Raw genomic sequence first — 14,060 nt, forward strand, 5'->3', positions numbered from 1 at the left:
TTCCTGTAAATCCCTCTCCTCTTTTAGCCGGTAACGCCTTCGCGACCGTTTTCCAGGCGGCCCGAGAAGCGGCGGTAGAACGAGGGCTCGTCCTCGATGCTGGCTTCGAGGTCGTACCAGCCCTGCGAATCCCCAAGTGGGTCCCACGTGTTCGAGGCGGATTGCCCCGGCTCGAGCACGTAGGTCCACGGGCCATCCTCGCGGTAGTACAGGGCCTTGACGGTCACCGTGACGGCGGTCGCCGAAGCGTTGGTGAACGTCAGGGTCAGCTTGGGCGAGGCGGGATCGCCCCCGAGGGACGGAACCACCTCGACCCCCGCGCTTGGCGCATCGAGGGCGCCGGCGAACTGCGCGAGGAACCGATTCGGCCCGAGCACGGTCAACGCGTATTTTCGAGCGCCATCGGTGACGGAGATGGACGCGGTCGCATTTCCCTTCGGCCCTACGTCGTAACGCCCCGGCGTCGGAAGGTTGAGCGCGTCGTAGGCGAACACCTGCAGCGCCGCATCGCCCTGGTTGTCCACGCTGAGCGAGATCTTGGCGTTCTGCACGTCCACGGTGGCCTTCGCCACGGGTTGGTACGGAAGCGGCCGCGCCTTGCGCGTGCCCGGCTCCTGAATGGGCAGCTTCTGCTTCCCGGGCAACGGCGGCAACGGAGGAGGAAGGCTGCCCTGGGCGTCGTCGGCCTGCTTGCGCAACACGGCGGTGTCGGGCAATTCGGGAATCGACGTATCCTTGGTGCTGAAATCGAAGCAGCTGGTCAAATCGCCGCTCATCGTACGACGCCAATTGGAAATGTTGGGCTCGGCCACGCCGGTCCACTTTTCCAAGAACCGAATGACCGAGGTGTGATCGCAGACCTGCGAATTGACCCACCCGCCCCGCGACCACGGCGAGATGATGAGCATTGGCACCCGAGGACCAAAGCCCACGGGCTTGCCCTCGACCCACTCGCCCGGCGTGTTCGGCGGCGCCATGGGCGGCGGCACGTGGTCGAAGAAGCCATCGTTCTCGTCGTAGTTGATGATGACCGCCGTCTTGGCCCAAATCTCGGGATGGGCCCACAACGCGTTGAGAACGCCTTGAATGTACGCGGCACCATCCACCGGGCGCGCCGTCGGGTGTTCCGTGTACCCGTACGGGGCGACAATCCACGACACCTTGGGCAGCGCGTTCGCGTTGCAGTCGTTGATGAAGTCGGCCAAGACGTGGTTCACGTCCTTGCCCTTGCCGGAGTCCGCCTCCCATTCTTCACGGACGCCGGCGCGATCGGCCAGGTCCTTCTTGGCCGGGTCCTTCAGCGCATCGTGGTAGGCGTGGAAGAGCCAGAGCGGGTTGTCGCCGTAATCGCCCACGAAGGGATGGCCGAACGGATCATCGCCCACTTCGTGGTTCGAATACACCTTCCAGGTAATGCCCTTTTCTTGGAGGCGCTCCGGATAGGTGGTCCATGAGAGGACGGGCTTGTAGTCGGAGGGGTTGCCCGTGGTGGGCGACCCATATTTGCCGTCGGCGTCGATGGTGCCGGTGAAGAGGTGCAGGCGATTCGGCGTGGTGGGGCCCAATACGGAGCAGAAATTGTGATCGCAAATGGTGAAAGCGTCGGCCAGGGCCTGGTGGAAGGGCACATCGGCCTGGGTGAAATAGGCCATGGTCAGCTCGCCCTTGGCGTTGACCCACCCGTCGTTCGCACCGTCGGCCACGGCGTTGTGCTGGTCGCTCCACCCGTGGGCGAGGTCGGCCAGTTGTTGGCCGTTCGTCGTCTTCGTATCCACGTGGAATGGAAGCAGGTATTGCCCATCGAAGATTCGCCACTTGTCCGGTTGATACAGGACGTTTCGCCCCGTGCGCAGGGGAACAGCCGCCCGGTCGGCAAACCCGCGAACGCCCCGCATGGCGCCGAAGTAATGGTCGAACGAGCGATTCTCCTGCATCAAAATGATGACATGTTCGATGTCGGCGATCGATCCGCTGCGCGGATTCGTGGGTGACCCATCGGCCGATGGCCCGTCCGGGTTTCCCGTGGCCGCATCCGGGGAGCCGCCGGGCGGCGGGGTTTCGTCCCCTTCGGAGCCGCAGGCGGTAAGGGCGGCGGCGCCGGCGAGGCCCGCAAGAAAGTCGCGTCGCGTAATATCTTTGGAATCGGTGCTCACCGTCTGCCTCCCGGCGGGTTGCGCCCCCGCGCGACAAGCTAGATGAAATCCATAAATAGGTATCGGGCGCAATATCGACGATTCGAAATCGTCACACGGATTTAGCGCATCCGTTGCTTGCAAAAGGACAACGCGAGGCAACTGTCGAAGGTAGGTGAAAGTTCTCGCGTCTCCGCTGTGCGAGAACGGCGGCAGCGGGACAAAACCGGCGGGACCGGCGCGATGTGTCGTCTAGAAAGCAAGAATCGCCATAACGTCCGGGCGATCCTCGCGCGTGTGACGGACAAAGGCGCCGGCCTCGCCGGGATTGTCGCGCTGCCGCTGCTCGACGGGCGCGCACTCGGCAGACTGGGACAAGCCATCGATCTTAGAGCTCCGAAGGGATCAACCAGCTCCCGGACATGAGGCGCGGAATGGGGCCTTCGCGGCGGGCGGCTGCGTCCCACGCTCTTTGCCAATCGGCCCAAGGGATGGGCCTGTGGCGAAAGAAAAATCGTCGCTCGTCAATGACGGGTGGTCGCTCGACCGGCCATGCACCGCGCACCTGCGGCTCGATGGTTGCGCCCAATTTGACGCCGCGCAGCGGATAGATCACCTCGGTGCGGTAGGTAGGGTCCGGCCAAATCACCAGGCCCTCGTCCGAAATGTCGTAGTGCACGGTGGCGCCAAGCATGGCCTGGATTTCCTCCCGCACGAGGTCGACGCCCGCCAAGTGGTAAAAGCCGGCGAGTGCATTCTCGAAGAGCACGCGGTCGTCCTCCGCGCGCAGCCGGCCCAGAAAGCCGGATTCGCTCACGCTGGCCACGAGCAACCCGGATTGCTCGTCGAAGGCGATTTCGCACGCGTCGTCGCCCAGCGCCGGGCACACGATGCGGATGCGCACGCGGTTCGAGCCGAGAAGGATGCGCTCGACTTCGAGTGGACCGTGGGTCCAACGCGGCGTTTCGTTCGCCGGCGAGTAGAGCAACGCGAGCCACTCTCGGGTGACGAACCGCTCGATGGCCTCGGACACGCTGGAAATGCCCTCGCGAAAACGCAAAAGGGCATCTTCCTCGTCCTCCGCGCGCTGCACGGCACGCCGCAGCCGATCGTAGAGCTTGGGCAACGTGCCCGAGTGGAACCCGGGGACCATCAATCGACCCATGGTTTCCCCGTGGTGGCCAACCCGGACGGGGTGCAGCGATTTCGTTCGGCTCGCGCGGTACAGATTGCGATTCTCTTGGAATTCCCAAACCAAAAAGCCAAATACGCTGGGCAGGAGAAACACCGTGGTCGCGGCCACCGCTCCACCGACGACGGGCCCCAACACGGACAGCGGCGCGTTCAAGGCAGCGAGCATTTCCGGCGAGAATGGCAAAAGCAATTTGTGTGCGACGGTCACCACCGGAAAATGCTTGATGGGATTCAGCTCCGGCTCGACGAGCAATGTCGTGTAGAGCCGCACGACATAGGCAACGACGAACCACACCAGGCCCAGCCCCGCTTTGAACGCGATGGTCGCGCGCCAAGGCTGCTGGCCGACGCGGAACCATTCGTCCACGCGGTGGATGGCCCGCTCGAGGGTGTCCATCAGGAAGCGGAAAAGTCCCGCAATCAGCCGAAAAAGGCCGGGCAGGAGCTGCCCGCGGAGCGTGCGCCACGTGGGGCCGAGCCAATCGAGGGCGACGTCCTCGACGAGGCGCGCGGCACGCGAGTCGAAGGCCCAGCTGGAGAGCGCGAAGAGTGCGAGCGCGGAAGGCAAGGTGCCCCAAAGGGGAAGTGCCGAGAGCGGCGTGACCAGCACCACCAGCGCCGTGAGCATTGCGGGGAACACGATGCGGCGAAGCGCAAAACGAACGGGGCGACTTCGAAGGAACGCGCGCACGCTCGGTCGCGTGAGCACCCACCGCGGAATGCGCAAAAATACGGCGCCGAGCACGCGCGCCACGATGCGAAAGAGGCCGCGGGCCACCCTGCGCGCGATTTCGCTGTGCACCAGCGCGAAGACGAGTGCCGCCGTGACGAGGAACGACACCGGCGTCAAGATGACCGGCGCGGAGCCAACCACCCCGAGCGCGCGGGCGATCGGCGCAATCAAGTGACCGACCCCCTCGAGAATCACGAACGAGCCGCCCAATGGCAAAATCGCGTACAAACTGAGAAACCGCCCGACCCGCGTGCCAAAGGCCACGGAGCTGACCTTCTGGAGAAATCGCAAATAGACTTCACCGCGCCGGTACACACCGTCGAGTCGCGAAGCGAGCATGGCGTCGGCCCGCAGCAAGGGGTCGCCGGAGACGAGGTCGTGCGGCCGGGCCAGATCTTCGAGCTTGAGTTGGTTTCGCGCAATCGCATCGCGCAAGTGCGCAAATTGGATGAAGCCTCGCTCGACGCCTTGGTCGAGAAGCTCCTCGATCAATTTGTATTGGGCAATGCGCTCGGGAAGATTGCCCGGCTGGAGCCCCACCGCCGCGAGCACGTCGAGGATGCGCGGGCGAAGCACGGCGGAGACGTTCGCGTCGGCGCGGTCTTGCGCCCAGCGCAACAGATTGACCAGGAGCTTTCGCTCGCCAAACGCCGGCACCTGCCAGAGCCATCGCATGGCCGAGCGCACGCGCCGCGCGATGCGGATTTCCCGCGTCGCCGGCAGCCCGCGCACCAGCGGTGTCTTTCCGCGCGACAGCGCCCACGTCACCAGATCGACCGCGCGCGGTTCCTCCTCACTTTCGCGCGCGGCCCGTTCCAGCTCCTCGATGAGCCGCGCCGAGGGCCGGCGGGCACTTCGCTCCGACACGGCGCTCGTCGCCACCTCGGTGAGCGCGGCCACCCACTCGTCACGCGAAGGCGGCTGTTCCCCGCCAGGTCCGGCCGGCCGCAACGCCGCCCCCAGCCTGTCGGCAAGGGCACCGAGATCGGCCTGCACGGCGTCGCGCGCCTTGATGGCCATGTCGGGATCCTGCGCCGACACCGCGCGCGCGGCATGGAGCACAGCCCGCGTGACCTGGCCCCGCTCGCGCGCCCGCGAGGACGCGTAGAGAAGCCATTTGGCGTGAAGGTGCGCCGGCGGACGGCGCGGGCGGGACTCCGCGCGCGGTGCCGCCGCGGCCTGTACTTGCGATTCGGTCAACAGCCCCTCGGGCGGACGCACGTCCACGTCGCGTGCGAGCACCTCGTCCACCCGATCCCAATGGAGAAGGCCCGGGAAGGTCATGGGCAAAAGGCCCGGGGCGAAATGCCGGAGCTCGAGGTACAATGCGGCAAACTCCGCATACACCTCGCGATCGCCATAGGGCGGCAGCAACAGATCGTCGTGGCGCAACGTCGCACGGATCTCGTCGAACTCCGTCTGGCCGATGCGATCGATGCACGCGCGGATGGCCGCGTCGGTCAGGGCACCGTCCTCGATGCGCTGCTCGATGCGAAGGTGCACCTGGCCGTGAAACGCCGCGCGCAAAAGCTGGGTCATGAGCTCGTGCGGCGGCTTTTTGGCCATCTCCCGCGGTGCAGGGCGCGCCACGAGGACGACCTTGTCGAGCAAGGCCGCCGAACCGAGCTCCGCCCCGGCCAGGGAGAGCAGCGCGTCCCGTCGAAGCGCGTAGCACCGCTCGTGCGGAATGGAGAACGACAGCCCGTCGAGGTTCTTGTGCGCCTTGATCACCCGCCGCAGCAGCCGAGGATCGATCAACACGGCGCCCGGGAAGGCACGCCTCAGTTTCTCCTCGATGTCGCTCGGATCCATCGCCACGCGTCCTATGACGTGTACCGCCTTGCACGCGCGCCGGCACGAAAACTACGCCTCGGCGGCTTGCGAGCTTGCGCCGGAGGTGTCATCTCCCCTGGGCAACAGCAGTCATCCACCGGGGACCCTTCGAACTTCGGAGATTGAACATGCGTCGTAGATTTCTTGCCATTGCAGCACTCGCGCTGCTTTCCGTGGCATCGGCGGGGCCGTTCGTGCCCGCACATGCGGACGAGGGCACCAGGACGGACGAGACGGACGGGGCCGCATGGCCGACGAGTTTTTCGCTTCCCGACGGCTTTCAGCCCGAGGGCATCGCCACCGGGCCCGGGGCCAAGGCCTATTTTGGCTCCCGAGTGAACGGGGCCATCTACCGGGTCGATCTGCGCACCGGCCAGGGCGCCGTCTTCAGCGCGGGACCTGGAACGCCGTCGCTCGGCCTAAAGGTCGACGACCGAAATCGCCTTTTCGTCGCCGGTGGTGCGGGCGGCAATGCCCGAGTGGTGGATACCTACACCGGCGAGGTGCTGGCCAGCTACACCTTCGCCACCGGCGATACCTTCGTGAACGACGTCGTGCTCACGCGCGATGCCGCCTGGTTCACCGATTCCCGAGTGCCGGTCCTTTACAAACTTCCGCTCTCTGGCTGGCGGCGCACCCTGCCGGATCCCAGCGAGGTCGTGCGGGTGCCCCTCACGGGCGACATCGTCTATGGCACCGGCATCAATGCCAATGGCATCGTCACCTCACCGGATCAGCGTTCGCTCGTCCTCGTTCAATCGAACACGGGAAAGCTGTTTCAAGTCGATCCGGATACGGGCGCGACGAAGCTCGTGGATCTCGGCGAGGAATCGCTGCCCAACGGCGATGGATTGCTCCGTCAGGGCCGCAATCTATACGTGGTGCAAAATCGCTTGAACCAAGTGGCGAAGGTCCGGCTCGACTTCGCGGGCTCGTCGGGCAAAGTCCTCACGCGGGTGACCGATCCCGCCTTCGACGTGCCGGCCACGGTGGCCGCCTTCGGCCATCGATTGTATTTGCCCAACGCGCGGTTCACCACCCCGCCGACGCCAACCACGCCGTACAGCGCAGTGGCCATCGACACACCGTAATTGCACGTAGAGCCTATCCACTAGGAGATTTGAACCGCCAAGACGCCAAGAACGCCAAGGGCTTGGGATTTGTGAAGGAAGCGTTCCTCACCCACCCCATCCATCTTGGCGTCCTTGGCGTCCTGGCGGTTAAATCTCTGCCTTCGACTTTTACCTTAGGCTGCGCGTCGCTCGAGGATGACGGGCACGTCGTGCGATGGGCCGTAGATCAAGCCGGCAATGGCCAGATTGAGCGGCGGTCCCGGGATGGCGCGCAGCCTCGTCCGATGGATCAAATGGGCGAGGACGACCTTCGTCTCGTAGAGCGCGAAGGCCATGCCAAGGCACGTGCGCGAGCCGCCACCGAAGGGAACGTATTGCGTGGGGCGCACCCTCCGGTCGAGAAAGCGCGACGGATCGAAGCCGTGAGGATTCGTCCAAAAGCGCGGATCCCGGTGGAGCAGGTACGTCGAGGTGGTAACCATCACCCCGGCGGGCAAGTCGTACCCGCCGACGCGCAGCGGCTTGGCCAGCACGCGAGCAAAACCCGGTGCAGGATCGTAGAGGCGAAGCACCTCCTTGACGGTGGCATCGAGGTATTTCAGCTCGCGCAGGAGCTCGGGCGTGAGCGCGCGTGCGCCGACGACGCGCGCGAGCTCGTCGCGCACCTGCTCGAGCACGTGCGGGCTCTCGAGAAGCTTGCTCACGGCAAACGCCAAGGTCGTGGCCGTCGTATCGTGACCGGCAATAAGCATCGTCATCATTTCGTCGCGAAGCTCCTCGTCGCCGAGGCCACGGCCGTCTTCGTAGCGGGCGGCGAGCAGCATCGACATGACGTCGACACCGCCCTTGGTAACTTTGGCACGGCGCACGGCAATGTCGTCGAAGAGGAGGCGGTCGAGATCGCGGATGCACCGCGCGACGCTGGCCGTCGGGAGGAAGCGTAGAACGCTGGGCAAGACATCGGTCATGGGCGCGACCTTGGTCGCGAGGAATTCGCGAAACGCAGCGCGATCGCGAAAGAGCATGCCCAGGACATGCATGTACGCTGGCGTGGTTTTTCCTTCTTTGATGAACGTGCGAAGCAGGTCCCGGAATCGCTCTTGCCGGGGGCCGGGCCCGATGCCGAAGACACACTCGAGGATGACGTCCAACGTGATCGTCTCCATCGTGGCACGAATGGAGAACGTATCCCCCGGACGAATCGGGCCCATCGCGCGCTCGGTGATGTGCACGATCTGCTCGAGGTAGGTGGCCATGCGCTCGCCGTGAAAGGGAGGCATGAGCAAGCGGCGCTCGCGCTCGTGCCGCTTGCCATCGAGCAGGATCAGCGAGTGGCGGCCAAACGTGAAGCCGACGGACGCGTTGGCCTCCCCGGTGAGCACCACGTCGGTCGGCGCGGCGAAGATCTCTTTGATCGCGTCCGGCTCGTTGATGAAAACGAGGGGAGGACGGCGTGGAACGCGAACGGTGAACTTGTCGCCGAACCGCTTCGCGCAATCGTCGAGGAATGCAAACGGCTCACGCAAATAGCGAAAGGCTTGCACCGCCGGGTGTGACGAAGGACCAGGGGGAAGCATGTCAGAGACCGCTGCTCGCTCGTTGCACGCCGTTGCGTCCCTTGCGTGCGAGGGACAGGTGGCGGCCCTCGTAGGGCCAGCCTTCGAGCCACGCGGGATCGACACGGCCCACGAACTTGTCGTAAAGCTTCAAGTATTCGAGCGTGGCGCGGTCCTCGCGCACGTGCACACCGCGCGCGTCGAAATTCAGCGTTTCCATGATCGCAACGTCGGCGCCGACGTGTTGCGCGAATTGCGCTCCGGAAACGAGCGACGCGAGGCCATCGCGGATGGGCCCGCGCTTGTGCGACTGGGTCATCACCCCGAACAGCATGCTCTGTGATTCATCCACGGGACAAGCCGCCGCCAGCAATGCGTATTTAGGTTTTTCGTCGATGAATGTCGTCGTGGAGTGGCCGGTGGGCCATCCATGCATCTCGGTCCGAATGGTGCGCATGTTCGCCGTACGCATCATCAGCCACGTGCCCATCACGGTGGAAAGCGTGGTCATGAATTGTCCGCGCGAGCGCTCCGCAAGGGCGGAATCGAGCGCTTCGCCAAAGCTCATATCCGGCAACTCGACCACCGCGTTCGACCCGCACCACGCGTCCGTGTCGATGCCCACCGGCTCGAGGGCCTTGCCTGATTCGGTCTCCGCGCGAAACCGAATCGCCGCGGCCGGCGTACGATGGAACTCGACGAAGTGACGCGCGTCGTACGAATTGGCCACGATGACCGGTACCGGTGTTCGAATCGCGAACTCGTGAACCGACCGCGCTTTCGCGTCATCGTACTGGGGAAAATCTGGGAGCGCGAACCGAGGCTCCGCGCTACCCCACCATGCCCACACGAGGCCGTAGCGCTCGGCCGTCACCATCGGACTGCGATGGGCCGTGGGCGGGATCACGTTGGAGCCAGGAATGCCCACGCACGCACCACCCGCATCGAAACGCCATCGGTGAAAAGGGCACACCAAGCAGCCGTCACGATCGACGTGCCCGGCCGCGAGGCTCGCCCCGAAGTGCGGGCACGACTCCCCCATTACCGACGGCTTGCCTTGGCGATCGCGCCACGCGACCAGATTTTTTCCAAAACGCGTCAGGCGCTTCGGTTTCGTACCGATCTCCGACGATCGGGCCAATGCGTACCAGCTTGCGGCAAAGCTCATGATCGCTCCTCGTCGTTCTTTCGCTGCAGCATCACGTAGCCGGACATGGTCCGAATCCGATTCCTCTTCGAGGCGCCGAGGACCGGGCCGGCGAGCCGCAGGAGCCACGACAGCGGCATCGCCCTCTGCAAGCGCTCCCCTTCCTCCGTCGAATAGCGAATCTTGGTGGTCTTCCACCCCTGCCCCTCGAAGAACGCCACCCACTCGTTCTTGTTGGGATCCCGCCGCCAACGGTCGCTGCTCGGAAAAAACCGAAACGGCGCATGGTGCTCGAGCTGCTTTGCCCACCGTTTGCGAACCCTTCGCATCACGGAAGACGTCGAAACGTCCTGCACCCAATACCGAAAGCGCGGCTGCCCGAGAAGGGCGCGGGAGAGCTCCGCGGCCTGCTCCTCGGTCAAATAGGCGATGACCCCCTCCGTGATGACCAGCACGCACCGCGAGCCTTCCGCGACGCTCTCGAAGAGCGAATCGCGATCGGCCGCGCCGGACAGATCGCAGGCGCGCCGCTCGAGGCGGCATCGCGGCACGCGCGCACGGAGGCGCTCCTCCTTGAAGGCGATCATGTCGGGGAAGTCGGCCTCGACCCAACGCAGCCTCGCAGGAAGATCGAGGCGATACGGGCGGGTATCGAGACCGGCACCCAAATTGAGAACCGTATCGACGCCGCGGTCGTGCACCGCACTCAGAACGAATTCGTCGATGGCGCGGGTGCGCAGGGCGATCCCCCACGCGGTGGCCCGCGCATTGGGCATCGAGCGCGCGATGTCGCGACCCCGCGTACCTGCCAAGACGGCCGCCAGCGGGTCACGAAAGAGGGCGTCACGGCGCTCGGTCTCCATGGCGCGGTAGCCGGCAATCCACAACGCCGTGTCGGCGACGCTCTCGATGCCGGAGCGACGCCGATGGTACTCGACGCTGGGCATCACGCGCCCTCGCCGCTGGACACGAGGTGCACCCGACGACCCTCGTGCGAGCTGCGGCGCCGCGGCGCCCGCTCCCCGAGCCACGCGGGATCCACCCGGCCCACGTAACGTTCGTGAAGCTTCAAATACTCCAGGATCGGGCGGTCCTCCCGCACGTGGACGCCGCGCGCGCGAAGATCGAGCGTATCGAAAATGACGGCATCGGTCGCCGCGGCCTGGCGCAATTGCATGTTCGAAAAGAGGGTGCCCATGAAGTCGCGGACGGGCCCGGAGCGCTTCGTCAGGAGGGTGACGCTCAGCACCAGGCAGCGCGTTTCGTCGATCGGGCAGCCCGAGGTGAGCAGGCTATACTGGGGCTTTCCGTCCACGTACCCGCGGACGTGGTGCCCTGTCGGCCAGCCGTTCACCCGTGCCCGAATGGATCGCATTCCGGCAAAACGCGTCATGACCCACGTGCCCAAAAAGCCACTCAGGGTCGTCGTGAATCCGTACCACGACCGCTCGGCGGAAATCAGCGCGACCGCCTCCCGCAACGTCTGCCGTGAAAGCTCGAGTTCCAGTTCGGCGGCGCACCAGGCTTCCGGTGCGATGCCCTCGGGTGTGAACTCCGCCTCTGCATGCGTCCGCGACCGCGGCACGGCGGCGGAGCGGTGCGTTTCGACCAGGTGCCGCGCGTCGTAGCTATTGGCCAAGACCAGCGGAAGCGTCGTGTTGATGGAGAAGTCGAGCACGCTCCGGCCACGCGGCTCGTCGTATTCGGGAACATTGGGGAGCGAGAACTGCGGCTCTCCGCTTCCCCACCAGCCCCACAGAATGCCGTAGCGTTCCACCGTCACCAGTGGCCTGCGGCGCGCCGTGGCGGGAATCACGTCCGAACCTGGAATCCCCACGCACGCGCCCGACGCATCGAAACGCCACCGGTGAAAGGGGCACACCAAGCAGCCTTCGCGGTCCACATGGCCTCCCGCGAGGCTCGCACCGAAGTGAGGGCACGATTCGCCCATGACGGCGGCCTTTCCCTCGCGATCGCGCCAAGCCACCCAGCGCTCCCCGAAGCGAAGCAACCGTGTTGGCTTCGTTCCGATGTCGGACGACCGAGCCAATGCATACCAACTCGCGGCGTGGTTCATGGTCATCCTCCCACCGCGGAAGCCTGCAGCGCGTCCGCGACCCCGCGCCCGGTACGCACCTCGTCTTTCAAGATGACGACGTCGTCGATCACCAGAGCGTCCAGCCCCGTGGTGTAGAACATCCCCACCGCATCTTGGACCGAGTGGATAATCGGTTTCCCCATGATGTTGAAACTCGTATTCAGCACGATGGGAATACCGGTCAACTCGTAGAAGGCGCGAATGAGCCGGTAATACATGGGCGCGAGCTCCTCGGTCACCGACTGCAGGCGCCCCGTACCGTCCTCGTGAACGACGGCAGGAATCTTCGCGCGCACCTCGTTGCGGAAGACCAAGGTGCGCTCCATGTACGGGGTCATCTGGTAGTCCTCGAAATACTCGGGGCCGAACTCGTGCAAGATCGACGGTGCAAAGGGCCGAAATTCTTCACGGAACTTCACGCGGCCATTGATTTCGTCCTTCATGGTGGGCGAGCGCGGATCGGCCAGGATGGATCGATTGCCGAGCGCGCGCGGCCCGAACTCGGCCCTGCCCTGCATCCAGCCAACGATTTTTCCTTGCGCCAGCAACTTCGCCGTCCGCCGAATGACCTCATCGCCCGACGTATGGGTGAGACGCTGGGACGAATTGAATCGTATTAAGTGCTCCCGTGTCTCGGTCGAAATATCCGTACCGAGGTATGGCGACAAGACCTTCTTGGGCGCCTTTTGCGGCGGATGATCTTCATAATAGGCCAGGAGCGCCGCCCCGACACTGTTTCCATCGTCCCCCGGGGCCGACGGCACGTGCAGCCTCTCGAACGAGGTCTCCTCGAGAATGCGACCATTGTACGAAGAATTGAGCGCGCACCCGCCGGTGAGCACCAGATTGTGCGAAATACCCTGTCCGTGAAGATTCTGGAGCAGCTCCCGCATGATCTCGGAAAACACCTGCTGCCCGGTCCGAGCCAGGTTCGCAGCCTCGATGGGCTTCGTACCCGGTTTGCGTTGCCGGCGAAGCAGAGCCTCCCGAATCTGCCTGCGTTCCCGCGCCGACGCGCTCGGTTTGAGACGGATTCCGTCGACCTTGCAAAAGCGCTTGAGCAGACCGTACACCTCTTTATCGACGTGCCCATACGGCGCAAGGCCCATCACCTTCCATTCCTCGCCCTGCATCGGATCGAAGCCGCAGAGGGCGGTCACGATGGCATAGAAGTACCCAAGGCTGCTCCTTCCTGCGATTTTCGACGAGGGGCCGAGCTCCTCGAGGGCGCCGTTTTTGTAAGCATAGAGCCCGACGGATCCCGTCTCGCCCCACCCGTCGATCACCGCACATGCGGCGTGTTCGAAGGGGCTCGAATAGCAGCCATACGCTGCATGCGTGAGGTGATGTTCATAGCGCCGGATTCGAACCGAATTGCGTATCATGCGGCTGCCGAGCAGGCCCAAGCCCGCCGCGCTGACGCTGTTGCGCATGTAGGTCAAGACGGCATTCATCTTGGGATAGGGCCAGGTGTCGGGCAGGTACCCATCTTCCAGACGGGAGGCCATTTCACTTCCGGCAACGGCCCGTAGCCCTACTCCGATGAGCGCCGCGGCCTCCTGCACCTTCGAGTGCCGGTCGCTGAAGGTGATTCCAGCGACCAATTCCGCGTCGGGATCGCAGTATTTTGCAATGAGGTCCGGCATGCGCAGGAGGCCATCGGGTGGACAATTGAGCGCTCGTTTGTCTTGCAGCGGTCGCTCGATCGCTTCTGCGAACAAGACCTCTCCCTTCGGGCTCACGATGGCGACCGACGGGTCGTGAAAGGTCGCGGATAAACCAACGTAGTATCTGGGCCTCATGTTGCTCCTCTGAGGGACGGCCATTGTGGAACCCGCTCCCATCAATTGGCAATTTCGGTTGTATAGCCCGACGGAGCAGACAGTCAACGAACTAACTCGAGTTAGTTCGGCACCAAACTATTTTTACCGAACGTAAGGCGACGCATGTCTTCGATGTCGAACGACCTCATTATCGCGTGTCCGATCGACGCCACGTTCTTCGAAAAACATGCATTTTGCGCAAATATCGACACCGGCAGGAGGCACCGACAGCGCGGACGATAATCGCCTTATATCGACCGATCGAGTGGAAGCTATCGTGCGCAGAAATCCACGAATGCGTATGCCATCGAAATTTGCGCAAACAGTCCTTAAATCGAATTTAGCGTCGTGTGTCAGATGGGTGACATTCATTTATTTCGTTGACCCAATCGGACTGCGGGCTATATCACCAATTGAAACGCGGGGTGATACCGGTGGTCAAGTTGGAGTCCACTGGACGCGACTCGTATC

General features: G+C 64.2%; 8 protein-coding genes. 1 reads left to right on the plus strand and 7 read right to left on the minus strand.

The annotated features are described in order from the left end of the window. Window positions 1-23 precede the first annotated feature (23 nt). Together LVJ94_29275 and LVJ94_29280 are read right to left on the minus strand one after the other, a co-directional pair. Window positions 24-2,153: a phospholipase C, phosphocholine-specific gene (locus LVJ94_29275; protein WXB00999.1), complete on the minus strand. Its 2,130-nt coding sequence runs from the start codon at window positions 2,151-2,153 to the stop codon at window positions 24-26. Window positions 2,154-2,520: 367 nt separating this feature from the next. Continuing rightward, window positions 2,521-5,871, minus strand: a complete 3,351-nt coding sequence (locus LVJ94_29280; GenBank protein WXB01000.1) for a hypothetical protein — start codon at window positions 5,869-5,871, stop codon at window positions 2,521-2,523. Between the two features lie 149 nt (window positions 5,872-6,020). Between LVJ94_29280 and LVJ94_29285 the strand changes: the two genes are divergently transcribed. Beyond that, window positions 6,021-6,983 (plus strand): SMP-30/gluconolactonase/LRE family protein, encoded by a 963-nt coding sequence (locus LVJ94_29285; GenBank protein ID WXB01001.1) that lies wholly within the window; start codon window positions 6,021-6,023, stop codon window positions 6,981-6,983. Window positions 6,984-7,138: 155 nt separating this feature from the next. Here LVJ94_29285 and LVJ94_29290 read toward each other — a convergent pair whose 3' ends face one another. From LVJ94_29290 to LVJ94_29310, 5 genes are read right to left on the minus strand one after another with little or no spacing between them, the layout of a single operon-like run. Next, on the minus strand, window positions 7,139-8,542 hold the full coding sequence (locus LVJ94_29290; GenBank protein WXB01002.1) for a cytochrome P450: 1,404 nt from the start codon (window positions 8,540-8,542) through the stop codon (window positions 7,139-7,141). Between the two features lies 1 nt (window position 8,543). Then, window positions 8,544-9,689, minus strand: a complete 1,146-nt coding sequence (locus LVJ94_29295) for a Rieske 2Fe-2S domain-containing protein (protein ID WXB01003.1) — start codon at window positions 9,687-9,689, stop codon at window positions 8,544-8,546. Beyond that, window positions 9,686-10,615, minus strand: a complete 930-nt coding sequence (locus LVJ94_29300) for a class I SAM-dependent methyltransferase (GenBank protein ID WXB01004.1) — start codon at window positions 10,613-10,615, stop codon at window positions 9,686-9,688. Before LVJ94_29300 ends, LVJ94_29295 begins: the two co-directional genes overlap by 4 nt. Further along, window positions 10,615-11,745, minus strand: coding sequence for a Rieske 2Fe-2S domain-containing protein (locus LVJ94_29305; GenBank protein WXB01005.1), 1,131 nt, complete (start codon window positions 11,743-11,745; stop codon window positions 10,615-10,617). The genes LVJ94_29300 and LVJ94_29305 overlap by 1 nt, the downstream gene beginning before the upstream one ends. 2 nt (window positions 11,746-11,747) lie before the next feature. Next, window positions 11,748-13,508 carry a hypothetical protein gene (locus LVJ94_29310; GenBank protein WXB01006.1) on the minus strand — a complete coding sequence of 587 codons (1,761 nt, stop codon included), beginning with the start codon at window positions 13,506-13,508 and terminating at the stop codon, window positions 11,748-11,750. Between the last annotated feature and the right edge of the window lie 552 nt (window positions 13,509-14,060).

Source organism: Sorangiineae bacterium MSr11367, assembly GCA_037157805.1.
Lineage (GTDB): Bacteria > Myxococcota_A > Polyangia > Polyangiales > Polyangiaceae > Pendulispora > Pendulispora rubella.